The 24,355-nt window shown below is 41.8% G+C and carries 22 protein-coding genes; 11 read left to right on the top strand and 11 right to left on the bottom strand.

What is annotated here, in order from left to right:
- Positions 1-41 precede the first annotated feature (41 nt).
- From PR675_RS16930 to glpA, 4 genes are all read right to left on the bottom strand, one after another.
- On the bottom strand, positions 42-560 hold the full coding sequence (locus tag PR675_RS16930) for a GNAT family N-acetyltransferase (RefSeq protein ID WP_040132468.1): 519 nt from the start codon (positions 558-560) through the stop codon (positions 42-44).
- A 133-nt stretch (positions 561-693) separates the two neighbouring features.
- Positions 694-1,887 carry an anaerobic glycerol-3-phosphate dehydrogenase subunit GlpC gene (gene glpC / locus PR675_RS16925; protein ID WP_014657520.1) on the bottom strand — a complete coding sequence of 398 codons (1,194 nt, stop codon included), beginning with the start codon at positions 1,885-1,887 and terminating at the stop codon, positions 694-696.
- Positions 1,884-3,179, bottom strand: coding sequence for a glycerol-3-phosphate dehydrogenase subunit GlpB (glpB, locus tag PR675_RS16920; protein ID WP_004925777.1), 1,296 nt, complete (start codon positions 3,177-3,179; stop codon positions 1,884-1,886). The genes glpC and glpB overlap by 4 nt, the downstream gene beginning before the upstream one ends.
- A complete protein-coding gene (gene glpA, locus PR675_RS16915; protein WP_060560750.1) occupies positions 3,169-4,824 on the bottom strand; it encodes an anaerobic glycerol-3-phosphate dehydrogenase subunit A in 1,656 nt (551 codons plus the stop codon). The genes glpB and glpA overlap by 11 nt, the downstream gene beginning before the upstream one ends.
- 428 nt (positions 4,825-5,252) lie before the next feature.
- On the opposite strand from glpA, the gene glpT reads away from it, so the two are divergent.
- Positions 5,253-6,602 (top strand): glycerol-3-phosphate transporter, encoded by a 1,350-nt coding sequence (glpT, locus tag PR675_RS16910; RefSeq protein WP_004925781.1) that lies wholly within the window; start codon positions 5,253-5,255, stop codon positions 6,600-6,602.
- 99 nt (positions 6,603-6,701) lie between these two features.
- Complete coding sequence (gene glpQ / locus PR675_RS16905) at positions 6,702-7,778, top strand: glycerophosphodiester phosphodiesterase (RefSeq protein WP_014657516.1); 1,077 nt, start codon at positions 6,702-6,704, stop codon at positions 7,776-7,778.
- A gap of 44 nt (positions 7,779-7,822) precedes the next feature.
- Here the strand turns inward: glpQ and epmA are convergent, their stop codons facing one another.
- Positions 7,823-8,800 (bottom strand): elongation factor P--(R)-beta-lysine ligase, encoded by a 978-nt coding sequence (gene epmA / locus PR675_RS16900; protein WP_004925785.1) that lies wholly within the window; start codon positions 8,798-8,800, stop codon positions 7,823-7,825.
- An 802-nt stretch (positions 8,801-9,602) separates the two neighbouring features.
- Here epmA and frdA point away from each other — a divergent pair.
- Genes frdA through frdD form a run of 4 tightly spaced genes read left to right on the top strand, consistent with a single transcriptional unit; the run spans position 9,603 to position 12,905 of the window.
- Positions 9,603-11,399: a fumarate reductase (quinol) flavoprotein subunit gene (frdA, locus tag PR675_RS16895; protein WP_004925792.1), complete on the top strand. Its 1,797-nt coding sequence runs from the start codon at positions 9,603-9,605 to the stop codon at positions 11,397-11,399.
- Complete coding sequence (locus PR675_RS16890) at positions 11,392-12,126, top strand: succinate dehydrogenase/fumarate reductase iron-sulfur subunit (protein ID WP_004925796.1); 735 nt, start codon at positions 11,392-11,394, stop codon at positions 12,124-12,126. Before frdA ends, PR675_RS16890 begins: the two co-directional genes overlap by 8 nt.
- A gap of 14 nt (positions 12,127-12,140) precedes the next feature.
- Positions 12,141-12,536 (top strand): fumarate reductase subunit FrdC, encoded by a 396-nt coding sequence (gene frdC / locus PR675_RS16885; protein WP_004925800.1) that lies wholly within the window; start codon positions 12,141-12,143, stop codon positions 12,534-12,536.
- Between the two features lie 15 nt (positions 12,537-12,551).
- Positions 12,552-12,905: a fumarate reductase subunit FrdD gene (frdD, locus tag PR675_RS16880; protein ID WP_004925804.1), complete on the top strand. Its 354-nt coding sequence runs from the start codon at positions 12,552-12,554 to the stop codon at positions 12,903-12,905.
- A gap of 790 nt (positions 12,906-13,695) precedes the next feature.
- On the opposite strand, the gene PR675_RS16875 is transcribed toward frdD, so the two are convergent.
- The 3 genes from PR675_RS16875 to PR675_RS16865 form a co-directional block, all read right to left on the bottom strand.
- A complete protein-coding gene (locus PR675_RS16875; protein ID WP_060560751.1) occupies positions 13,696-14,022 on the bottom strand; it encodes a cupin domain-containing protein in 327 nt (108 codons plus the stop codon).
- A gap of 30 nt (positions 14,023-14,052) precedes the next feature.
- On the bottom strand, positions 14,053-15,351 hold the full coding sequence (locus PR675_RS16870) for an MFS transporter (RefSeq protein ID WP_014657513.1): 1,299 nt from the start codon (positions 15,349-15,351) through the stop codon (positions 14,053-14,055).
- Between the two features lie 70 nt (positions 15,352-15,421).
- Positions 15,422-16,582, bottom strand: a complete 1,161-nt coding sequence (locus tag PR675_RS16865) for a mandelate racemase/muconate lactonizing enzyme family protein (protein WP_060560752.1) — start codon at positions 16,580-16,582, stop codon at positions 15,422-15,424.
- Positions 16,583-16,823: 241 nt separating this feature from the next.
- On the opposite strand from PR675_RS16865, the gene PR675_RS16860 reads away from it, so the two are divergent.
- Entirely contained in the window at positions 16,824-17,555 is a 732-nt protein-coding gene (locus PR675_RS16860) for a GntR family transcriptional regulator (RefSeq protein WP_004925825.1), read from the top strand.
- Positions 17,556-17,840: 285 nt separating this feature from the next.
- Here the strand turns inward: PR675_RS16860 and sugE are convergent, their stop codons facing one another.
- Positions 17,841-18,155, bottom strand: a complete 315-nt coding sequence (gene sugE, locus PR675_RS16855; protein ID WP_014657512.1) for a quaternary ammonium compound efflux SMR transporter SugE — start codon at positions 18,153-18,155, stop codon at positions 17,841-17,843.
- A 357-nt stretch (positions 18,156-18,512) separates the two neighbouring features.
- Here sugE and PR675_RS16850 point away from each other — a divergent pair, with 357 nt between their 5' ends.
- From PR675_RS16850 to PR675_RS16840, 3 genes are all read left to right on the top strand, one after another.
- Positions 18,513-19,421: an EamA family transporter gene (locus tag PR675_RS16850; RefSeq protein WP_053109823.1), complete on the top strand. Its 909-nt coding sequence runs from the start codon at positions 18,513-18,515 to the stop codon at positions 19,419-19,421.
- 328 nt (positions 19,422-19,749) lie between these two features.
- Positions 19,750-21,843 (top strand): pyruvate/proton symporter CstA, encoded by a 2,094-nt coding sequence (cstA, locus tag PR675_RS16845; protein ID WP_014657510.1) that lies wholly within the window; start codon positions 19,750-19,752, stop codon positions 21,841-21,843.
- Between the two features lie 125 nt (positions 21,844-21,968).
- Positions 21,969-22,166 (top strand): YbdD/YjiX family protein, encoded by a 198-nt coding sequence (locus PR675_RS16840; RefSeq protein ID WP_060560753.1) that lies wholly within the window; start codon positions 21,969-21,971, stop codon positions 22,164-22,166.
- Between the two features lie 78 nt (positions 22,167-22,244).
- On the opposite strand, the gene efp is transcribed toward PR675_RS16840, so the two are convergent.
- Complete coding sequence (efp, locus tag PR675_RS16835; protein ID WP_004925840.1) at positions 22,245-22,811, bottom strand: elongation factor P; 567 nt, start codon at positions 22,809-22,811, stop codon at positions 22,245-22,247.
- 43 nt (positions 22,812-22,854) lie between these two features.
- On the opposite strand from efp, the gene epmB reads away from it, so the two are divergent.
- Entirely contained in the window at positions 22,855-23,883 is a 1,029-nt protein-coding gene (gene epmB / locus PR675_RS16830) for an EF-P beta-lysylation protein EpmB (protein WP_004925842.1), read from the top strand.
- A 47-nt stretch (positions 23,884-23,930) separates the two neighbouring features.
- Here the strand turns inward: epmB and PR675_RS16825 are convergent, their stop codons facing one another.
- On the bottom strand, positions 23,931-24,275 hold the full coding sequence (locus PR675_RS16825; protein ID WP_014657509.1) for a DUF4156 domain-containing protein: 345 nt from the start codon (positions 24,273-24,275) through the stop codon (positions 23,931-23,933).
- Positions 24,276-24,355 lie beyond the last annotated feature (80 nt).

Raw genomic sequence — 24,355 nt, 5'->3', positions numbered from 1 at the left:
CCATCACGCTGGTGTTGTTTATTCACCACCAGCGTGATGTTTTATCGATTTAATTCATAACAAATATCATCATACACAAAACCATTAATCTCATAGTTTGCAGTAATCACTTTTTGTATAGAAAATCCGTTTTTAACCAACACTTTTTCAGAAGCAATATTACCTTCGGTCACTACTGCTATAAATGTGCGAATTTGTGCATAATCAGGGGATGATAACAGCATTTTCAGAGCCGACGTCGCAATGCCCTTACCTGAAAAAGTAGGGTCAATCAAATAACCAATTTCACCAACTCGCTGTTGATTTACTAATGATAAACAAAAGCCAATCAATCCCATAGGCCGGTGAGTTTCAATATCTTCAATCACTAAACATAGCCAATGTTCAGAATGTAAATTCCATTCGATTAATCGACTTTCAAACGCGGCAAGAATTTCTTTTTCCGTTTTTGGGTTAGAAATAAAACGTAAAACATCGAGGTTCGTATACAGTTGAAAAAAGAAGTCCTTATCTTCTCGCGTCAATTTTCTAAGTCTAAAGGAGGGATCCGTGTCTAACATGTCAAACCTATCATTATGCATTAAATCATAAGGTTACTACGGCATGATAGAATATGGCAGTACTATTACAAAAAAGGGAGAAAGGTGGGCTCCTTTCTCCCTAACGGGTTAACTAAACAGCTCATTATTTTTATTATAATGCTTTGGCTAACAGGCTTATCGGATGTTCACATTTTTTACTGGTCGACATCTCTATCTGCCATTTACAGGTTTCGCAATCTGTAATCACCATATCAACCCCACTGTCTTCAATTTGGCGAAATAACCCTGCGCCAATCCCTTGAGAAACTTCATAGTTTTCTTTTTTAAAGCCGTATGTTCCTGCAATACCACAACATTGAGAATCGAGTACGATCAATTCAACGCCAGGTACACGCTTAATCAACTCCAATGTGTATGATGTCCAACCCATTTTTTCCATATGACAAGGCGTATGATAAGCCACTTTCAGAGGTGTATGCTTGAGTTTAAGCTCTCTGCCTTGCTCTAATAAGCGATAGATATAACGTGTTGCTAATTCAATGTTATCGCGCATTTGTGAGGTATCGACATCTAAAACATGTGTATACTCATCACGGAGTGTAAAAGTACACGTCGATGACGTTGCAACAACCGGAATATGTTTCTCAAGGATGGTTTCTTGTAGCGATTCTAAATTAACATTTGCTTGCCGCTTAGCTTGTTTCATAAAGCCATTCGCAATTAACGCCACACCACAACATTTTTCGCGTTTTAATAGTTGAACGCCAATTCCCATTCCATTAAACACTTTAATTAAGTCTTTACCGAGCTGTGGATGGTTATAATTGACATAGCAACCATGGAAAAAGGCAACTTGCTCTGCAAATTTTTGTTGTTCCGCCGCTTGTTTTGCATACCAACGTCTAAATGTTCCAAAGGAATATTTAGGCAACTCCCGACGATGGTCAATTTTTAAAGCTTTATCGAGAATTTGACGAACTGGTTTTAGCCCCGTGATGGTATTTACCACTGGAGCAAAAGGTGTCGATAGTGATCCCATTAAATCGGTATGACTGAGTATTGCATCACGTAATTTCGGCTTTTGTTGGCTGTATGTATTACGAGCACGAGCAATAATATCGCCTATTTTAACATCCGATGGGCATGCAACTTCACAACGTTTACAGTTAGTGCAATATTTCAATGCCTCATCATATAACATTGGATCTTTTAAACGTAAACGCTCACCATCAGGACCCGCTTGTTTTGGCCCAGGATATAACGGATTAACTTTCGCTACAGGGCAATAGGTCGTACAAACAGTACATTTAATACAACTTTCAAAGCTTGCATCCTGAATACTCATTGCGCCACCTCCGCCTGCATGGCTCTTTGTCGTTCAAAATAGCCCACAATTTCATTTGCTGCATGTAAGCCACTTATCAATGAAACTCCCGCACCACAACCTTCAGTTAAAGGGTCAAAACCGCCTAAAACCGCGCCTGCCACATAAAGATTTTCGACAGTTTGCCCCTCTTTTTGTGCCCGTAGATGCTCATCTGTTTGAACACCAAACGTCATATATGGCTGTGAAGCAAAAAATGCTTTATTGGTCCACTGTGCACGCTGAGGAATATGGCATAAATCAAGGTTCATTAATGGCTCATAAATACGATCGAACTCAGCAACAAGCCCATTATTAAAAAAACTGCCGGTGGCTAAGACAAACTGAGAAGCCTTGAGTGAAATATCACCATGATTACGTGTATTCACTGATTCTATGCGTGACCCAATACAATTCACTGAAGTCACCTTATCACCCGGCATGATGATCCCACCTTGACGGCGAAATTGACGTAACAGCATCTCATGCAATCGGATCCCCAGCAATGAAGGGGGTAATGTAGGCAACAAGTAGATGGGTTTACCAAGCTGCTTTTGTAGCTCAAGCAAAGGCTCTTCACTATCTAATCCGATACACGCTGGCATAAAAATAGTATCAGAATCAACGACTAGTGGTGCTATTTCAGCCACTATTTGCGCCATGTTTTCAGGCCTATCTAACCAACGTGCCACATTGATAGCTCTAAATTCGCTGGGGTTTTCTCTAAGTCTATCAAGGAGCGGCAAATGAACATAATAAGCACTCGCACTGACTCCCTCTCTTTGCAACTCATCAGACACCATTTGCGGCTGAAAATCTAAAAAACCTTCAATACCAACAACCGCTATTTTTCCCATATCCATTTTTTTATGGAGGTTAACTGTAGGCACAAACTCAGGACTCAACCATGTTAGGCGCTTATGACCCAATGGCGTTATGCGATAATGATTTTCATCGCTAGAACCTTTAAGTTTTACGCCACTTTGCTGTAATAGTGTCTCTGCAAGATGAGTGAGTTTAATCACCGAAAGTTTACCAAGCCGGCTATACGGGTGTTCTGGCGCCTGCTCACTCAGTTTATCTAGGGCATCTAATGGTTTTTCTACGCTTTGGCCATCGGGTAAATGCGTTAATAAATCCAAAGATCCAGATGAAAAGTGCAACGCATTTTGCCCTGCGCTCACAATGGCACAAGATAAACCTGATTGAGTTAAGCGAATACCACAGATAAGCCCAGCGAGCCCCCCGCCCATCACGACTGCATCATATTTCATGGTCAGCCTCCTCGTTAGAAACCTTATCTAAGGTACTTTCATTCATGCCACATAAGCCATGGTAAACCCAACTAGTAAATTCACTTTCTCGCAATGCATCCCCCCAAGCGATAGGTCTTACGCCTTTCCAACGCTCATTCAAAAAATGTCCTAGCTGCTGTTCGGTTTCATGTGGTGTTGTCACATTAAAACGGTTTAATAACCCAGCGGCTCGGCAAGCACATAACTCACCTTGGCATGTTCCCATGCCAACGCGAGTCCGACGCCGTAAATCAAGTAAGTTATTAACTGTTAATGAGTTAACAGCATAACGTACTTCACCTGCGGTAACCGCTTCACATTCACAAACAAGGCTCTTATCTAGTCTATCGGTCGTTAATATCGCGGTAGCACGGTCACCATGACGATAGACTGCAGAACCACGAATGGGGGCAGGAATTGAAATAACGTTACGCAGTGCCTCTTCAGCACTATGTTGCGACCCTGATAAAGGGGCATCTGCTGTAGTGCATTTGGCGGTATGCCCTAATTTTTCACACACTTTATCTGTTGCCCATTCTGCCATGAGGCGATAAGTCATTAATTTACCACCAGTAATTGTGATAAAGTTTTCAAGGCCATCGCGTTTCGCATGGTCCAACAACACAATACCGCGACTCACATTACGACCAGAAGGATCATCATCGCTGGCAACTAGTGGCCTAACCCCCGCATAAGCGCGCAATATGCGTGTTTTCGCTAATGCGGGTGAGAGCATTGAACCTTCGCGGATCAAAATATCGACCTCTTCCGGTGTCACATACATATTATCAATTTGATCATATTCGATGTGTGTCGATGTTGTGCCGATCAGTGAAATCGTATCTCCAGGTACCAAAATATCCGCATCAGCAGGCTTGCGGCAGCGGTTAATAACCATGTTATTTAATCGGTGGCCTAAGATCAGAAGCGCACCTTTTGCAGGGAACATTTTGATTTTCAGATCTGCGTATTCTGCGATTTTTTGTCCCCAAATCCCCCCAGCATTAACCACAATTTCAGCATAAATATCATATTGTTGTTTAGCTTGATGATCGTAAACTGTTACACCGCGTACTTTATCACCTTCTCGAATTAGTCCGATGACTTCATGATAAGTGAGCACTTTCGCACCATGTTCGCGAGCATCCAGCATATTAGCTGCGGTTAAACGAAAAGGATCAACAGTACCATCAGGCACTCTCACAGCACCGATCAATTGGGGATTGACTGACGGCTCAAGGCGGATCGCTTCTGCGGGGTCGAGAGCATGAGCATCAATACCTGCCGCTTGGCAAGCTTGAATAAATTGCTGTTGGTATTCGAGAGAATCTTCAGGTAACGTAATAAATAAACCGTCAGTTTTCTCAATACAATGATGTGCAATACGTTTTAGTATCTTGTTTTCTTCAATACACTCTCTTGCTGATTCCCCGTCCGTGACAGCATAGCGAGCACCACTATGTAGCAAGCCGTGGTTGCGTCCTGTTGCGCCTGTTGCAATATCATGCCTTTCGAGTAAAACTGCTTTCAATCCTCGGCGGGCGCAATCACGAGCAACACCTGCACCTGTTGCGCCACCACCGATAATGATGACATCCGTTTCAGTCACAGATGAGCCATTCATGTCGCATTCCTCACATTAATCAACATTACTTTTAGTATGGTCTATTTTTATAATCTATAACTAAATATAGACAAGAAACGTGCTTGATGTTTGATAAGGAACAAAAACGAAAGCAATCAAACCAAAATTAGCGATAAAAAGACAAAATTCGTGATGTTAATCACAATAATTTCATCTGTTATGGTTTCTTTTCCTCCTTAAATGACTTTAACTATGCCTCCCATAAATAAAACAGATATTTGTGCAGTAGATTACAGATAGAATGTTTTTTTATGACTATCATAAGAGCACTTATGAAAGAAATTGCTCGAAATTAAATTCGAATACTTTCGTTTTTATCACTCTATCAAGAATAAACACTCACAGTCTTTTATATAGAAATATAAGAGATAAGAGTAAATAACGATTAATAAGCCATCGGAGGCTATATGTTAAGCATTTTTAAGCCAGCACCTCATATATCGAGGTTGCCAGCAGAAAAGATAGATCCAGTCTATCGCCGACTACGCTGGCAAATCTTCATGGGAATTTTCTTTGGTTATGCAGCCTATTATTTGGTAAGAAAAAACTTCGCCTTAGCGATGCCTTACCTTGTTGAACAAGGCTTTTCCAAAGGCGATCTGGGCTTTGCATTATCAGGGATCTCTATCGCGTACGGTTTTTCTAAATTTATTATGGGGTCTGTATCAGACCGCTCTAACCCACGGGTATTCTTACCGGCAGGCCTAATCCTTGCCGCAGTCGTCATGCTCATCATGGGCTTTGTACCATGGGCAACCTCTAGCATCATGGTCATGTTCGCGTTGCTGTTCCTATGTGGTTGGTTCCAAGGTATGGGCTGGCCTCCTTGTGGTCGTACCATGGTTCACTGGTGGTCACAAAAAGAACGTGGAGGTATTGTTTCTGTTTGGAACTGTGCTCATAACGTAGGGGGTGGTATTCCTCCTCTACTATTTATGCTAGGTATGGCATGGTTCAACGATTGGAAAGCGGCTCTGTATATGCCAGCATTCGCAGCAATCCTTGTTGCAATGATTGCTTTTGCTCTCATGCGTGATACGCCGCAATCATGTGGTTTACCACCAATCGAAGAGTATAAAAATGACTATCCACCTGACTACAAAGAGTCAGATGAAAAAGAGTTAACGGCAAAAGAGATCTTCATGAAGTATGTGTTCCCGAACAAACTGTTATGGATGATCGCAATTGCTAACGTCTTTGTTTACCTATTACGTTACGGTGTGCTTGATTGGTCACCTACCTATCTACGTGAAGTGAAACACTTTGCAATGGATAAATCCTCTTGGGCCTATTTCCTATACGAATATGCAGGTATTCCGGGTACGTTGATCTGTGGTTGGATGTCGGACAAAGTGTTCCGTGGTAACCGCGGAGCAACAGGCGTCTTCTTCATGCTCTTAGTTACAATTGCTACGATTGTATTCTGGCTGAACCCTGCTGGTAACCCAAATGTTGATATGGCTTGTATGCTAATCATCGGCTTCTTAATCTACGGCCCTGTTATGTTGATTGGTCTACATGCCCTTGAACTTGCACCGAAAAAAGCAGCGGGGACTGCTGCTGGCTTTACGGGTCTATTTGGCTACCTTGGTGGCTCCGTTGCGGCAAGTGCTATCGTTGGTTATACCGTTGACTACTTCGGTTGGGATGGTGGCTTTGCCGTCATGATCGGTGGCTCTGCACTCGCTGTAGTTTTACTCTTTATTGTGATGATTAGCGAATCTAAACACAAACGTGAATTAGCGAAAATGAACTAACACTTCATTAAAGATTCACGTTAACGCACTAAGCTCTGGGCTATATCAAAAAACGATATAGCCCTTTTTTTACCAAAAAAGTGACAAGGAGATACAATCATGCACTTCCCATTAAAAACATTGGTGGCAAGTATGGTTTTAGTGATGTCAGCTTCAGCGGTGGCACAAGCCGCCGAGAAAGTCGTGATCGCACACCGTGGTGCCAGTGGTTATCTACCAGAACATACATTACCAGCAAAAGCGATGGCTTATGCGCAAGGCGCTGACTTTCTTGAACAAGATTTAGTCATGACTAAAGACAATGAGTTAGTGGTACTTCATGACCATTACCTTGATCGCGTGACAGACGTCGCTGAGCGTTTTCCTAATCGAGCACGTCAAGACGGCCGCTATTATGCTATCGACTTTACTCTTGATGAAATCAAATCATTAAAGTTCACTGAAGGGTTTAATATTGTCGATGGCAAGAAGGTTCAGAGCTATCCTAACCGCTTCCCCATGGGCAAATCTGATTTTCGGATCCATACCTTCCAAGAAGAAATCGAATTTGTTCAAGGTCTGAATAAATCGACAGGGAAAAATATTGGTATCTACCCTGAAATTAAAGCCCCTTGGTTCCACCAGCAAGAAGGCAAAGATATTACGAAAAAAACACTCGAAGTCTTGAAACAGTATGGTTATACCGATAAAAACTCGAATGTTTACCTTCAATGCTTTGATGCAAATGAACTCAAGCGTATTAAGAACACCTTAATGCCTGAAATGGGGATGAATTTAAAACTTATCCAGCTGATTGCCTACACTGACTGGAACGAAACACAAGAACAGAAACCAGATGGAACTTGGGTTAACTATAGTTATGATTGGATGTTTAAACCCGGCTCAATGAAGGAAGTCGCTAAATATGCAGATGGTATTGGTCCTGACTACCATATGTTGGTTAGTGAAGATTCAACACCTAACAATATTAAGCTAACGGGTATGGTAAAAGATGCCCATGCCAATAATATGGCGGTACACCCTTATACTATCCGGGTCGATAAATTGCCAAAATACGCTAAGGATGGACAACAACTCTTTGATATTATCTACAATCAAGCTGACGTAGATGGTGCATTCACTGATTTCCCTGACTTAGGTGTACAGTTTCTCCAAAAACAGAAACAGCATCCATAATCACTAAAAAGCAGATTGCAGCCCTTTGGCTGCAATCTACACTGTTAAGCAATTGTGACAGGGAAAGCAATCACATCACTGATCTTTTCAGCCTTTAACGCTATCATAATCAAACGATCGACGCCAAGAGCCACACCAGAGCACTCAGGTAAGCCATGGGTTAGCGCAGCAAGCAAATGCTCATCAATTGGATGAACAGGCAACCCCAAGGCTGCACGTCGACGGTTATCTTGCTCAAAACGCTGGCGTTGCTCTTTCGCGTCGGTTAATTCACGAAAGCCATTCGCCAATTCCATACCTTTAAAATAAACTTCAAAACGTTCTGCAACACGATGATCTTCAGTACTAATTTCTGCTAAAGATGCTTGAGTTGCAGGAAAATGATACACCACAACTGGTTTTTCTTTACCGATATGAGGCTCTACGCCCATCGTAAATAACAGTTGCAACAGTGTATCTTTATCTTCTTCGTGCTCAGCGACATTACTCAAATCCAACCGAGCAGCGACTTCTTTTAACTCGCTTTTTTCTGCCGAGAGAGGGTCGATATCTAAATGACGTAAAAAGGCTTGTTGATAAGAAAGTAATTCAGCACTTTCACAATCCAGCACCTGTTGAAGCAAGTCATCCACTTCATTAATTAAACGGTACATATCATAATGTGGACGATACCATTCAAGCATCGTGAACTCAGGGTTGTGGTGTCTCCCTGCTTCCTCATTACGAAAACTACGACAGAGTTGGTAGATTGGTCCACTGCCCGCTGCCAATAAACGTTTCATGTGGTATTCGGGGCTGGTCATCAAATAGAGATCGATCCCTTGTGCTGCACCGGGCCCCACAAAGCGGGTATTAAAAGGTACAAGGTGAATATCTGTGATGGTCGCCTGACTCATGGCAGGAGTTTCAACCTCAAGCACACAGCGCTCTGTAAAAAAACGTCTAATTTCAGCGATGATTTTTGCTCGCTGTAGTAGGTTAGCGATGGGTGCGCTTGGCTGCCAGTCCGCTACTTCACTCATTAATATAACTCCAAAATAAACACAGTCGTGCAGTTTACTCACCTCTTGCCTGACAAACAATCCATTCGCACTAATCAAATGTAATTGATGTATAAGCTGCCGTAATAATCGCTGTAGACAAACAAAAATATAGCAAGGTGAGCGAAATAATGCGTGATTATCCTCGGCTTCAATCGATTAAGCAAAAAAACGTTTTTATACCATTAATCCTTAAGTCAACTTGAGAAAGCAATCATGATTATTTCTAATATGATGTTAACCTGATGTTATAAATGACATTCATTATTAATAAACAAATAGGTTATTATTTCGTGAAAGGAAACGTCAGAAATAACAGCACAAACATACTGTATTTAATTTTTGTGTAAATCTTTAGGACAAAAAATACAAGCTAACAACATTTTTGTTATTATTCTCTTTAGGCCAGTCGATTCCCAATCGTACAAATAGATTTCCCCTCCATCCATTTTGCTAAAGATGATGGTAATTATTTGAATTTATGTTTTTTTTACTCATCACCATACTTAAAATGCCACGTATGAAAAAACAATTAATAAAAACTTGGCATAGATCACATTTTATAGGCTAAATCACCTAAAACCCCCCTCTATATCAAATTTATCATGAGGACTATTCGCTATAATTCAAAGCATGATAAGTCATTATTAGCTATTATATTATTTACTATTAAAAAAGAGAGTTTTTGCAGTATCACATTACGTGGCACTGACAAGCAGATAGCTAAGTATCAAAAGTATTTAAAAGAATTTATCAATTTACACTTGAACAATGGAGAAGCGCAGTGCAAACCTTCAATGCCGATCTAGCGATTATCGGGGCCGGGGGCGCAGGCTTACGTGCAGCGATTGCTGCCGCAGAAGCAAATCCCAACATCAAGATTGCTCTGATCTCAAAAGTTTACCCTATGCGTAGCCATACCGTGGCTGCCGAGGGGGGATCAGCCGCAGTAACTCAGGCCCATGACTCCTATGACTATCATTTTAATGATACGGTTGCTGGTGGAGACTGGCTGTGTGAGCAAGATGTCGTCGAATATTTCGTCGAACACTGCCCAACAGAAATGACTCAACTGGAACTATGGGGCTGTCCATGGAGCCGTAAACCAGATGGTTCAGTTAACGTCCGTCGTTTTGGCGGTATGAAAATTGAACGTACATGGTTTGCAGCCGATAAAACTGGCTTCCATATGCTCCATACCCTCTTCCAAACCTCATTAAAATATCCTCAAATTCAACGCTTTGACGAACATTTTGTCCTAGATATCATCGTCGATGAAGGCCAAGTTCGCGGTCTTGTCGCACTCAACATGATGGAAGGCACAAAGGTTCAAATCCGTGCCAATTCTATCGTCATGGCAACTGGCGGTGCTGGACGTGTTTACCGCTATAATACTAATGGTGGTATTGTAACTGGTGATGGTATGGGCATGGCTTTCCGACATGGCGTACCACTGCGTGATATGGAGTTTGTTCAATATCACCCAACTGGCCTACCTGGTTCTGGTATCTTAATGACAGAAGGTTGCCGCGGCGAAGGCGGTATTCTTGTCAATAAAGATGGCTATCGCTATCTACAGGATTACGGAATGGGCCCCGAAACGCCACTCGGTAAACCTGAAAACAAATATATGGAACTCGGTCCTCGTGACAAAGTTTCACAAGCGTTCTGGCATGAATGGCGTGCTGGCCGCACAATTAGTACCCATCGTGGTGATGTTGTCTATCTAGATTTACGTCATCTTGGTGCAGAAAAACTACATGAACGCCTACCTTTCATTTGCGAACTAGCAAAAGCTTATGTCGGTGTTGACCCAGTCACTGATCCAATTCCTGTTCGTCCGACCGCTCACTATACGATGGGGGGGATCGAAACAGATCAAAACTGTGAAACTCGCATCAAAGGCTTATTTGCTGTTGGCGAATGTTCTTCTGTCGGTCTCCACGGTGCAAACCGTTTAGGCTCTAACTCATTAGCTGAGCTTGTTGTATTCGGTCGCTTAGCGGGTGAGCAAGCCGCAAAACATGCAGCAGAAGCAACCCCAGCGAATGCAAATGCTATTGAAGCACGTACTCGTGATATCGAAGATAATCTGAACAAACTTCTCAACCAAAAAGGTAAAGAAAGTTGGGCGAAAATCCGTGATGAAATGGGTATGTCAATGGAAGAAGGCTGCGGTATTTACCGTACCCCTGAATTAATGCAAAAAACCATTGATAAGATTGCAGAGTTGAAAGAGCGCTTTAAACACGTTGAAATTACCGACCATAGCAGCGTTTTCAATACCGATCTGTTGTATACCATTGAGCTTGGATTTGGCTTAGATGTTGCCGAATGTATGGCACACTCCGCACTCAATCGAAAAGAGTCTCGTGGTGCACACCAACGTCTCGACGAAGGCTGCACTGAACGTGATGATGTGAATTTCTTAAAACACACATTGGCATTCTATAACCCAGAAGGCGCACCTCGTCTTGAATACAGTGATGTGAAGATTACTAAATCTCAGCCAGCAAAACGTGTTTATGGTGCAGAAGCTGAAGCTCAAGAGAAGGCAAACAAGGAGCAAGCTAATGGATGATATGAAACACTTAAAAATGGAGATCATGCGCTACAATCCTGAAACGGATAATGAGCCCCATTTAGTGGCATATGATGTCCCTTATGATGAGCAAACCTCATTGCTGGATGCTTTAGGTTATATCAAAGATAACCTTGCGCCTGATCTGTCTTATCGCTGGTCTTGCCGTATGGCGATTTGTGGTTCTTGCGGCATGATGGTTGATAATGTTCCCAAACTAGCGTGCAAAACTTTCCTACGTGACTACCCTGAAGGGTTGAAGGTAGAACCGCTAGGCAACTTCCCGATCGAGCGTGATCTGGTGGTTGATATGACTCACTTTATTGAGCGCTTAGAAGCTATCAAGCCTTATATCATTGGTAACGATCGTAAGCCTTCAGAAGGTCCGAATAAGCAGACTCCGGCACAGATGGCAAAATACCATCAGTTCTCTGGATGCATTAACTGTGGCTTGTGCTATGCCGCATGCCCACAGTTTGGTTTGAATCCTGAATTTGTTGGTCCTGCTGCAATTACCTTGGCTGAGCGCTACAACTTAGATAACCGTGACCACGGAGCAAAAGAACGCATGCCATTATTGAACGGTGATGATGGTGTCTGGAGCTGTACATTTGTAGGCTACTGCTCTGAAGTCTGTCCTAAGCATGTTGACCCAGCAGCTGCAATCCAGCAAGCGAAAGCAGCCAGCGCGCAAGACTTTATTATCGCCATGCTGAAGCCACGATAAGGAGAATTGAAGTCATGACTACAAAACGTAAACCCTATGTAAGGGAAATGAAGGGCGACTGGTGGCAAAAGTTAGGTTTCTACCGCTTTTACATCGTACGTGAAAGTACCTCCGTTCTTCAGCTATGGTTTAGCCTTTTAGTGTTATTCGGCGTATTCGCATTAAAAGGTGGTCCAGAATCTTGGGCAAGCTTTGTTGGATTTTTAAGTAATCCAATCGTCATTATTATCAACATTATTACACTGGCTGCGACGCTACTTCATACCACAACATGGTTTAATCTAGCTCCAAAAGCCGTCAGTATTATCGTTGGTGATAAAAAAATGTCACAAGAGCCAATTGTTAAAGGTTTTTGGGCATTAACGATCTTAGTTACGGCAGCGATTTTAGCGATCGCACTGCTATTTTAATCAACGGAGGATCTGATGAATCTAACGCCTAAACGTTCCGATGAACCGGTTTTCTGGGGATTATTTGGTGCCGGTGGTATGTGGAGTGCCATTGTTGGACCTGCTATCATCATTCTCTTGGGAATATTAATCCCATTAGGTGTTGCACCTGAAATGCTAAGCTATGAGCGTATTGTCGCATTCTGCCAAAGTTTTATCGGGCGTATTTTCTTACTGCTCATGATAATTCTACCAGTATGGTGCGCTATGCACCGTATTCACCACACACTGCACGACTTTAAAGTGCATGTCCCAGCATCAAAATGGGTATTTTATGGTGGTGCGGCGATTATTAGCGTGATCGCTATTATTGGTGTCATTGCTCTGTAACAGCTTTACTGATCCCTCATATGCCTCACCGCTATGAGGGATTTTTCATTATACTGCCTCTCATCTCCCTTTCTATTTCCACGTTATTAAGCCGCTCTCTGGTTACTGTAATGACCGTTTCTTTATCAAAACTAGCGATTTCAATAAATCTGCTATGGCATGAATGATTACCCTACATGGTGCTATCCGAACTAGATTTGGCGATACCTGTATTATCCACTATTGCGTAAATCAATATGTTCGACGCAACGGCTTAACCCAACACTAGGGTGTCCTATTGGCACTCAACATCTTGGGCTATTATTTTTCTCACCAATTCTCGGGAAATGGCCCAATAAATAAGAGCATCATCCTATTCTTTTGCTCCCTGTTACAGAGTCTCATTGATAACAGATGTAACAGCCTTCTCAACCTACTGAGAGATTTAATTAATAAGGTGCCGCATTCCTGTTAAGTTAATTGCTACATCTATTATCGGCAAGATTACCAGACAATATTCACCTTATTCACCGTTTATGATTATCCCCATTTTTATGCTTACTTTTTTATGTTTGACTTGTTGTCTTGAATCAGCGAAAAATCAATAAAAAAGAAAAATAACATATCTGAGATATCACGTTAGTGTATTTCCCTCAATGATAAAACTGCTTTGATTATTACTGGTTGTGTTTTTTATCATGTAATTAATGGATCAATTTTAATTATTAAAAAATAGAGAGGAGATCCCAATTTTAGACATCGAGATCCCCTCTATTTTATCAATAGATTTTTAATCATTTAGCAAAATGATTTAATTATCTAAAAAGTCTTTTCTCATTGGTACGAATATATCTAAAATTTCACCATTAGATAAACATTCACAGCGATGTTTCTCATTTGAAGGAATATAAACAACATCGCCTTCTCCAACTTCTTTAGTCACATGCCCCACTTGATATCTAAATTTCCCTTTGAGTATATAACTCATTTGTTCATGTGGATGAGCGTGTAAGTCACCTGATGTACCGGTTGTGAAAGATAATCTTGCTATCATCATATTTTCACTGCCAGGGAACAACTTACGTCGCGTACCTGAGGCAATGTTTTTTGCCTCTATTTCCTTATCGAAAATAAACATTATGACCTTAACTTTAAATAATATAGCTGTTTAATTTGATTTTTCTAACGATTCATTATCAGGCGTAATCGGCTTAATATTTCTTAACATCACTAAATAAACCAATGCCCCTATTGCACAAGCAATACCAGATACAATTAATGCCCAAATAAACGAACCGGTTGCTGCAATAATATATCCAGTCACAATAGGTCCTAAAATACCGCCACAGTTAGAAACAGCGCTTTGCATTCCACCTAAGACCGACGTCATATTTCGTGGTGCAACATCTCCTGGTAAAGACCATATTGCTGAGGCTGCAAATGCGAGTGCCGCATAAGATAAGCACAGTAAAAACATCATTAAAGTAACAGATTCAACTAACCCCGAAAATGCGATACTGGTTGCAATCAGCATGCCGCCCACAATCGGTAATTTACGAGCAAGGTTGATATTATTATATTTAATATACAGATAATCTGTCGTCCAACCACCCAGCCATTGACCTGCGATCCCACATAGTGGTGGTAACATGGCAGCAAATCCCATTTCTTCTAAACTCATGCCTCGTTCCATCATTAAATAAGCAGGGAACCAAGTAATAAAGAAATAAATGGCGTAGTCCAACATAAAGAAGCCGATACACATAGCTTGTACATTGCGATAACGGATCAACTGATACCACTTCATCGGCTGGATATTATCAATACCATCTTTTTTAATTTGCCCATCACGAATATAAGCAAGTTCTTCAGCACTAATTTTTGGGTGTTGTTCAGGATCGTGATATACCTTTAACCATGCAAAAACCCAGAGAACCCCTAATGCGCCGCAAATAATAAATGCTGATTCCCAGCCCCATTTTGCAATGATCCACACCACTAATGGCATTGCGAACGCTGTTCCAAACTTAGAACCACTATCAAATAATGCCGTTATTCTGCCGCGTTCACGATCTGGAAACCATTTTGCCGCAATACCACTATTACATGGATATGCCCCCGCTTCCCCCATTCCCATTAGAATTCGCGTGGAAATAAAACTCAGTGGTGTTTTGGCTAATGCTGTGGCAGCCGTTGCTAATGACCACCACAACACAGACCCTGCCAACGTTTTTCTTTGACCATATTTATCCGCAATAAAACCCGCTGGTATTTGGCATAATGCATAACTCAAGAAAAACGCCGACATTATCCATCCCATCATCTCTGGCGAAATTTGCAGTTCTTCTGAGATAGTCGGTGCTGCTGCAGACATAACAGTTCTATCTAAGTAATTAATAACAATCGCAAGCGTCATTAATATCGCTATCGAAAACCTTATTTTTGTACCTTTGTTCTTATTTTTCATCGTAACCATACCTTTTAATAAGGAGAGGAAACCAGATAGTGTTGTCACTATCTGGCTTATGTATATGAAGTTACTTAAACAAACGCTCTGGATTAACTGTGAATTTCGCTAATTTATCGATGTCTAGCTCAATACCAAGCCCCGGTAATTTTGGGATCGTTAAATACCCTTGCTCATCCACTTTAAATGGTGTTTTAACAATGCCATCAATATATTGGCTACCACCGATAAACTCGACAAAATCCACTTGTGGGAAGGCTGCAGCCATTTGTAAGTCGGCCGCCAGCCCCATTGCGGTATTCCAACCGTGTCCAACATACTTAACACCAAACTCATCAGCCAGCCATGCGATTCGGCGTTGCTCTGAAATGCCGCCCACTTTCGTCACGTCAGGTTGAACAATATCGAATGCCCCCTGAGAGAGCCATGGTAAGAAAGATTGACGACGGGTTAACACTTCACCACCCGCAATCGACACTGGGCTTTCTTTACGCAGCACTTTAAAGTCCTCAAGGTCATCCGGACGTAACGCTTCTTCAAACCAACCAACTTGATATTCCGCTAACATATGCGATGTTTGGATTGCCCATTTCAAGCCATTTGGCCAATATGCATCACTTGCGCCCGCATCAACTAACAAGTGTGATTCGTAACCTGCCGCATCCCTTGCTGCCTCAACAATTGCTCTATCTAATTTGGCATCATTGTTACGTCCAAATGGGCCCCAACCAATTTTAAATGCTTTAAAACCAAGCTTTTTATAATCAGAGATCACGTTAAACATCGTCTCTGGTTCTTCCATGAGTAAAGAGCAATACGGCTGTACTTTGGAACGATAATTACCGCCAAGTAACGTACTTACGGGGAGTCCTGTTGCTTTACCTAAAATGTCCCACAATGCAATATCAATGCCGCTAATCGTATGTGTTAACGTTCCCCCGCGCCCCATCCAAAATGTATTTTGTCTAAGTTTTTCAGACACTCTTTCTGGCTGTAATGCACTTTCACCAATACATAAAGATGCTAGTACAGGGATGGCGGCTTCAACTAAGCGACCATCAGTGAATACGCTGCCGTACCCCGTGATGCCAGCATCAGTGTGCACCGCAATAATGGCGTGGATCGAATCTTCTGGTTTGATTTCATTGGACCATCCCCCTTTTGGGCTCTCCCCAAATAAAGGCACGGCAACAATTTCAGTAATTTTTATATCTTCAAGCATGTTGTTCATGTCTTTTCCTTCTCTTGCTTAACTGAATTTGAAGCATTTAACAACATTGTAAGATTGTATACAATATTCAATTGTTGAATATGTGATCCATTCTGGGTTTATCTCCCCCTCGAAAAAATATCGCAATAGTGGGTTTTTTATTGGTTTATTGCTGGCCAATGTGATAATTTTGATGCATTAAAGGCGCAATAAACTACCAATTAATTCTTTGATTAGTAACAAATTTAATAGGCTAAACATCATGACAGTTGGAAAAGGGCAACAATCGCAGAAAATCACCTCGCAAGAAGATTACTGGAAGCCAATCAAAGCAAGGACACTCACTGATGATGTGGTAGATAAAATTGTTGAGGCGGCAACCCGTGGATTTATCCTGCCAGGGGATCGTATTGTTGAAAAAGAAATTGCAGAAAAAATGAATGTCAGCCGTGTTCCTGTTAGAGAAGCCTTAAGAGTATTAGAAAGCCAAGGGATCGTGATTAATGAGCCATTTAAAGGCATTCGAATGGCCCCTGTTTCAGAAGAGAGGCTGGATGAACTGATCGAAGTCAGAATTCTATTAGAACGACAGGCTATTAAAACCTTTATCGCCAAAAATAAGCATTTAGATCCACAATCTATCGAACAGTTAAACCAGTGTATTGTGCAAATGGCGCGAGCAGCAAAATTAGCGGATAGCTATGAATTCTCGCTTTGTGACGTGAATTTCCACCGAACATTATGCCAATTAAGCGGTAACAATACCCTAACCGCATTATGGGAAAACGTCTCTAAGCAGTTGACCATTATCATTGGGATATCAACCTTTACCAAGCCTATGGAAGAAATTATTGATGAGCACAAAGTGCTATTAGATAAAATACGCTCAGGGGATCTCAATATTCTAGAAATTGAAATCAAAGAGCATATTCGCAATCAAAATAAAGAGATTAACTTCAATCAAGCTATTGATAAAAAAAGAGAACCCAAGTAAGTAAACCTAGCATAGCTTCCTGATAAAGAGGCAGTGTTAATGAGCACACAAGTGAAAACACCTAGCACCTAACCCGAAAAAGAGCATGTTGACTAATGAATAAATGTCTCAGGGAAATTATTTCTACAGGATTTGGAAATATAACGGCGAATTTGGGATCTTCAACGTACTAAAGAACACAAACATCTAGTCTATATTTTTCGGCACATTTTCACTGATTGAAACTTTATCATCTCCCGTCAATACGGGCGCCTATTTGCCCCCGTATTGACGAGCATATTTATTTTAGCTTGAAACTTTTAAGCCAATTAAACCAATAATAATTAACCCAAGGCTAAGTAAGCGGAATATATTGGCTGATTCACCCAAGAAAATAATCCCGACAATGGCCGTACCAACAGCGCCAATACCTGTCCATATCGCATAAGCGGTTCCTGCTGGCAAATCACGCATTGCGTAAGCTAATAGCCCCATACTCGCAATAATCGCGACGATTGTAATAATACTTGGGGTAAGACGTGTAAAACCGTGAGTGTATTTTAGGCCAACGGCCCAAACAACTTCTAATAAACCGGCAAATAAGAGGATGATCCAAGCCATTGCTTTTCTCCCGAATGTAACCGGGGTCGTCCCCATTATTTAATTAACGTGTGCACTCATCCATATTTGGCTTACAGTATTGTCGACTAAACCCGATTGTATCGGTTTATATGCTTCTATTGTCGTTCTACTGCACTTCAAACAGTTTAGAGTACATATTCAGGTCGTCCTGAAAACGTGAAGTGAAATACCATTATAAATCCTCGATTTCCCCAACTCAAGTAATAAAAAATAACAAATTAGCTGCAATCAACAATAGAAATTTACATATTTGTACTGTATTAAAATTTCTATCGCGAAATTATACAACCAGAGGTAGAGTAGAAAGCTTCACTTACGACAGCCATTGAGAGTAGCATGAGCTTCAAAGATATATTACTCGCCCTGTGTGTGGTTATCATTTGGGGTGTTAACTTCGTGATCATTAAGCTCGGCGTTACCGCGCTTCCACCATTATTATTAGGGGCATTGCGTTTTATATTCGTGGCATTTCCCGCTATTTTTTTCTTTAAACGCCCAAAGATCCCCTTCAAATTATTACTCTTATATGGGTTAACGATTAGCTTTGGTCAATTTGCTTTCCTCTTTTGTGCCATTCGTGTCGGTATGCCCGCTGGGGTCACATCCGTTATTTTACAATCCCAAGCCTTTTTCACCTTACTCTTAGGTGCCGTCATCTTAAAAGAATCTCTACAAGCCACCCATTTCATAGGAATGCTAATTGCCGTCGTTGGGCTAACAATATTGGCTAAAGGTGCAACAGCCGGTGGCTTGGATGATATTCCATTATTAGGATTAACTTTTACGCTAATCGCAGGGCTTTCATGGGCATGTGGTAATATCACCAATAGGATGATTATGCACAATCAGCAAGAGGAAAAATGCAGTGCACTCTCCTTGGTCAGTTGGAGTGCTCTCATCCCTATTATCCCTTTCTTAATAAGCTCATGGCTATTTGAAGGTGAAGAGGCCATTGTACAAGGCCTATCTGATTTTAATTGGCCAGTATTTGGCACCATCATTTACCTTGCTTATCTATCTACTTTTGTGGGTTATGGTTTGTGGGGTGTTCTATTAGGTCGCTATGAAGCTTGGCGGGTTGCTCCTTTTTCTCTGTTGGTGCCCGTATTCGGCCTAAGCAGCAGTGCATTATTCCTTGATGAGCATATAAATAGCATACAATTTGCTGGGTTGATACTCATCATGTTTGGGCTGATTATTACCTTATTTGGTAAAAAGCTCATCCAACGGATCAGAAGCCATTAAGCCAAACTAGGCAGGGTATAGACTTTCAAGCTCTGCCTATGATTTCGCTCTTTATATGCACCAACTACACCAGCGTATAATAGCAATATAAAGAAAATAAATAGCATTTCTCACAAATCAATCGCTTTCCCTCTAGCTGAAATCGAAATAAAATCCAGTTAACTGCTATTATTTAGTGATATTAATAACAGTTATGAAATTTATTTTTACTCACTGTTAGGTTTCACGTTTTAGCTATCTTGCCTTTCCGTTAACTCTAGCTATATGTGTCAGTAATCTGCAAATACAAAAATGCAAACGGCTTAATAATAAAACGGATGGGATGGCTATGGGTAAACAATTAATTTGGATTGTGCTAGCGATATTAGGCGCTTTTGCTCTCGGTTATATCGCATTAAATCGAGGCGAGCAAATTAATGCGCTATGGATCGTCGTTGCAGCGGTTTGTGTCTATTTAATCGCATATCGTTATTACGGACTGTTTATTGCTAAAAAGGTACTACAAGTCGATTCAACACGAATGACACCCTCTATCCGTCATAACGATGGCTTAGATTACGTTCCGACAGATAAAAAAATTCTCTTCGGTCACCATTTTGCAGCAATTGCAGGAGCAGGACCACTGGTAGGCCCGGTATTAGCCGCTCAAATGGGGTATCTGCCAGGCATGTTATGGCTGCTAGCAGGGGTCGTATTAGCGGGTGCGGTTCAAGATTTTATGGTGCTATTTGTGTCGACTCGTCGAGATGGCCGCTCACTGGGTGAATTGGTCAAAGAAGAGATGGGGAATACTGCGGGCATCTTAGCCCTTATCGCTTGCTTTATGATTATGGTGATTATCCTTGCAGTGCTTGCGATGATCGTCGTCAAAGCCCTTACACACAGCCCATGGGGCACCTATACAGTCGCCTTTACCATTCCTCTTGCGATATTCATGGGAATATATACCCGTTATATTCGCCCTGGTCGTATTGGTGAAGTGTCTATTATTGGTCTGGTATTCCTTGTATTTGCAATTATTTCAGGTGGCTGGGTTGCCGAAAGTGAAACATGGGCACCGTATTTTGACTATACCGGTGTGCAACTGACATGGATGCTTGTTGGATATGGGTTTGTTGCCGCAGTTCTGCCTGTTTGGCTACTGCTGGCACCTCGCGATTACCTTTCTACCTTTTTAAAGATTGGTACCATCATCGGGTTAGCCATTGGTATTCTTATTTTAAACCCCAATTTAGAAATGCCAGCGCTGACCAAATATATTGATGGCACAGGCCCTGTCTGGGCAGGTGATCTGTTCCCGTTTTTATTTATTACTATTGCTTGTGGTGCTGTTTCTGGTTTCCATGCTTTAATTTCATCAGGAACAACCCCCAAAATGCTTGCGAATGAGAACCAAGCTTGCTTTATCGGCTATGGCGGCATGTTAATGGAATCGTTTGTCGCGATTATGGCATTGGTTGCCGCTTGTGTGATTGATCCCGGTGTCTATTTTGCCATGAACAGCCCTATGGCGATGTTAGCACCTGCAGGTACTGAAGATGTCGTCGCTTCGGCTGCACAAGTTGTCAGTAGCTGGGGCTTCCAAATAACACCTGAGCAGCTAACAAATATCGCCAATGAGGTCGGTGAAAACAGCATTATTTCTCGAGCAGGTGGAGCTCCAACACTGGCGGTAGGCATGGCCTATATCTTACACGGCGCCCTCGGCGGTTTAATGAATGTGTCGTTTTGGTATCACTTCGCTATCTTGTTTGAAGCGCTGTTTATTTTAACGGCTGTCGATGCGGGAACCCGTGCGGCACGCTTTATGCTACAAGATTTATTAGGCGTGATCTCACCTTCTTTGAAACGAACCGACTCACTTCCTGCAAACCTAATTGCAACAGCATTATGTGTACTTGCATGGGGGTATTTCCTTCATCAAGGTGTTGTTGACCCACTCGGTGGTATCAATACACTCTGGCCACTTTTTGGTATCGCAAACCAAATGCTAGCAGGTATGGCCTTAATGCTCTGTGCTGTAGTCCTGTTCAAAATGAAGCGTCAACGCTACGCATGGGTTGCTTTGGTGCCTACTGCATGGTTGCTTATTTGTACAATGACCGCAGGATGGGAAAAAACATTCAGTGAAGATGCGCGCGTTGGTTTCCTCGCTGTAGCCAATAAGTTCCAAGCAATGATTGATAGTGGAAATATCCCATCGCAATATACTGAGTCGCAACTAACACAGTTGATTTTTAATAACCGTTTAGATGCTGGGTTAACAATTTTCTTTATGATCGTTGTCGTGCTACTCGCGATATTCTCAATCCGTACAGCATTAAAAGCATTGAAATCTTCTGAGCCAACAGCGAATGAAGTTCCATATGAACCAATGCCAGCTAACTATCAGGAAATTGTTGCGAATACACGCCATCACTAATTCATCGTGTATGGACAAGATACGCTTAGATTCAACGAAAACGAGCCACCTCATCCTATTTGTGGCTCGAGTTTTCAAATAACGCTCAAGCGCTCTAAAGTTAGAAGCGAAGTAAGGAGATTAAGATGTTTGGTTCACTCGGCAATGCGGCTCGTTACCTTGGGCAAGCAGCCAAAATGATGATTGGTGTGCCTGATTATGACAATTACGTTGCTCATATGCGACTTAATCATCCAGATCAAGCACCAATGACATATGAAGAGTTCTTTAAAGAGCGCCAAGATGCTCGCTATGGTGGAAAAGGCGGGTTTAAGTGCTGTTAAATTCAGCTTCTCTTTTTGGGTAAAAAAAACCGTAATGTCTTACAACATTACGGTTTTTTAGCTTCAAGCAAACAGGTATTATTTCACGCGTGAAACGTATTCGCCTGAACGAGTATCAACTTTGATCACTTCACCAATCTGAACGAACAGAGGAACTTTAACCACTGCACCCGTGCTTAAAGTCGCTGGCTTACCGCCAGTACCCGCTGTATCACCTTTCAGACCTGGGTCAGTATCTGTGACTTCTAACTCAACAAAGTTAGGTGGAGTCACCGCGATTGGGCGGCCATTCCACAGAGTCAAGATACAATCAGCTTGGTCGATCAGCCATTTAGCGTTATCACCAACCGCTTTTTCGTCCGCTGCAAGCTGTTCGAAAGTTTCGTTGTTCATGAAATGCCAAAACTCACCGTCGTTATAAAGGTAAGTTAAGTTCATATCCATGACATCTGCGGCTTCGACAGAATCAGTAGACTTAAATGTTTTTTCCAACAGTTTGTTAGAAATCAGTTTACGAATACGAACACGTGCAAACGCTTGACCTTTACCCGGTTTAACGAATTCACTATCAAGAATTGCACAAGGTTCGCCATCTAACATGATTTTAAGACCTGAGCGGAATTCATTGGTACTATAAGTAGCCATGGAGATCCTCTAATTTATACACTAAAAATGGCATAGCCAAAAAATGGTCGATATTGTAACTCAAAATACCTCATCCAGAGAAGTCTGGATACAACAACTTGCTGAAGCAATCACTAATCCTGATGAATTGCTTCAAATACTGGGGCTAGAAAGCCATCAAGCATCGAAAGATGGCAACGACGCACGTAAATTATTTCCATTACGTGTACCAAGGCCGTTTATTTCGCGCATGAAAAAAGGCGATCCACAAGACCCTCTGCTATTGCAAGTATTAACTGCAAAAGCAGAATTTGATACCTATCCGGGGTTTTCTACAGATCCATTAGATGAACAAAATAATGCGATCCCCAGTTTACTCCACAAATATCACAACCGAGCATTGATGTTGGTGAAAGGGGGCTGTGCAGTAAACTGCCGTTACTGCTTCCGCCGACATTTTCCTTATGAAGATAATAAGGGAAACAAAAATAATTGGTTGATAGCTGTGGATTATATAAAAAACCACACTGAACTCAATGAAATCATCTTTTCAGGGGGTGATCCCTTGATGGCAAAAGACAGTGAACTGGATTGGTTAATTGGGCAACTCGAAGCGATCCCCCACATTAAGCGGCTGAGGATCCACTCTCGTTTACCTGTAGTGATCCCCGAACGCATTACCACTAACCTGTGTCAGCGACTTGCTCACTCACGTCTTCAAGTGATCATGGTAACGCATCTCAACCATGCTAATGAGATAGATGATCACTTTAAAGCCGCGATGCAAAAATTAAAAAATGCCGGCGTGACCTTACTCAATCAAAGCGTACTGTTACGTGGGGTGAACAATGATGCAGATACATTGGCGAATTTAAGTAATGCGCTATTTGATGCGGGTATCCTGCCGTATTACTTGCATGTTTTAGATAAGGTGCAAGGGGCTGCGCATTTCTTAGTGAGCGACCAAGAAGCTAGGTTGCTAATACAACAATTGCTTGGGAAGGTTTCTGGCTATTTGGTGCCAAAATTAGCACGGGAGATTGGCGGAGAGCCGAGTAAGACGTTACTCGACCTAAACCTAAGACAGTGCTGAAATAAAACGCCCGCATCGTCTATACGATCGGGCGTCAGATATTCATTTTAGGGGCACTTATAAACTTGGCCGACCATTTTACTATCAACTGGGATAAAACTAGAGAGGATAGTTTCACTTGGGCTAGTCGCACCAAAAATCACATTTCCGCCCATTGCGCCTGCTTTATTACGCAGATCATTTGCCGCGCCGCGCATAGAGCTTGATTCACTATTGACACCGCTCAACCAGTTGCTTTGAGTTCCTGTGACTTGACCAAGAAGCTGGCAATCACTTCCAGGTTGGTTTTCAACAAAACGAACTTGTGAGCCCGCCGCAGTTAAATTAGTTGTTGTCGAACAACCTGCTAAAAGTAGTAATGCAGCAGCACCAAGCAATACTTTAATACGCATGTTTTCCCTCATTTATCATAGTGTTTTTGCAGCTGGTTTGAGAACCACTCATTCCCTTCTTTGTTCAATATACCGTTGCT

This window comes from Providencia sp. PROV261 (assembly GCF_028477945.1).
GTDB lineage: Bacteria > Pseudomonadota > Gammaproteobacteria > Enterobacterales > Enterobacteriaceae > Providencia > Providencia stuartii.
This window is presented reverse-complemented; position numbering and strand designations above follow the sequence as displayed.

Excerpts from the sequence above, each read along its gene's own strand:
- PR675_RS16930 (WP_040132468.1), bottom strand. The coding sequence starts at position 560 with ATGTTAGACACGGATCCCTCCTTTAGACTTAGAAAATTGACGCGAGAA.
- glpC (WP_014657520.1), bottom strand. The coding sequence starts at position 1,887 with ATGAGTATTCAGGATGCAAGCTTTGAAAGTTGTATTAAATGTACTGTT.
- glpB (WP_004925777.1), bottom strand. The coding sequence starts at position 3,179 with ATGAAATATGATGCAGTCGTGATGGGCGGGGGGCTCGCTGGGCTTATC.
- glpA (WP_060560750.1), bottom strand. The coding sequence starts at position 4,824 with ATGAATGGCTCATCTGTGACTGAAACGGATGTCATCATTATCGGTGGT.
- glpT (WP_004925781.1), top strand. The coding sequence starts at position 5,253 with ATGTTAAGCATTTTTAAGCCAGCACCTCATATATCGAGGTTGCCAGCA.
- glpQ (WP_014657516.1), top strand. The coding sequence starts at position 6,702 with ATGCACTTCCCATTAAAAACATTGGTGGCAAGTATGGTTTTAGTGATG.
- epmA (WP_004925785.1), bottom strand. The coding sequence starts at position 8,800 with ATGAGTGAAGTAGCGGACTGGCAGCCAAGCGCACCCATCGCTAACCTA.
- PR675_RS16890 (WP_004925796.1), top strand. The coding sequence starts at position 11,392 with ATGGATGATATGAAACACTTAAAAATGGAGATCATGCGCTACAATCCT.
- frdC (WP_004925800.1), top strand. The coding sequence starts at position 12,141 with ATGACTACAAAACGTAAACCCTATGTAAGGGAAATGAAGGGCGACTGG.
- frdD (WP_004925804.1), top strand. The coding sequence starts at position 12,552 with ATGAATCTAACGCCTAAACGTTCCGATGAACCGGTTTTCTGGGGATTA.
- PR675_RS16875 (WP_060560751.1), bottom strand. The coding sequence starts at position 14,022 with ATGTTTATTTTCGATAAGGAAATAGAGGCAAAAAACATTGCCTCAGGT.
- PR675_RS16870 (WP_014657513.1), bottom strand. The coding sequence starts at position 15,351 with ATGAAAAATAAGAACAAAGGTACAAAAATAAGGTTTTCGATAGCGATA.
- PR675_RS16865 (WP_060560752.1), bottom strand. The coding sequence starts at position 16,582 with ATGAACAACATGCTTGAAGATATAAAAATTACTGAAATTGTTGCCGTG.
- PR675_RS16860 (WP_004925825.1), top strand. The coding sequence starts at position 16,824 with ATGACAGTTGGAAAAGGGCAACAATCGCAGAAAATCACCTCGCAAGAA.
- sugE (WP_014657512.1), bottom strand. The coding sequence starts at position 18,155 with ATGGCTTGGATCATCCTCTTATTTGCCGGTTTATTAGAAGTTGTTTGG.
- PR675_RS16850 (WP_053109823.1), top strand. The coding sequence starts at position 18,513 with ATGAGCTTCAAAGATATATTACTCGCCCTGTGTGTGGTTATCATTTGG.
- cstA (WP_014657510.1), top strand. The coding sequence starts at position 19,750 with ATGGGTAAACAATTAATTTGGATTGTGCTAGCGATATTAGGCGCTTTT.
- PR675_RS16840 (WP_060560753.1), top strand. The coding sequence starts at position 21,969 with ATGTTTGGTTCACTCGGCAATGCGGCTCGTTACCTTGGGCAAGCAGCC.
- efp (WP_004925840.1), bottom strand. The coding sequence starts at position 22,811 with ATGGCTACTTATAGTACCAATGAATTCCGCTCAGGTCTTAAAATCATG.
- epmB (WP_004925842.1), top strand. The coding sequence starts at position 22,855 with ATGGTCGATATTGTAACTCAAAATACCTCATCCAGAGAAGTCTGGATA.
- PR675_RS16825 (WP_014657509.1), bottom strand. The coding sequence starts at position 24,275 with ATGCGTATTAAAGTATTGCTTGGTGCTGCTGCATTACTACTTTTAGCA.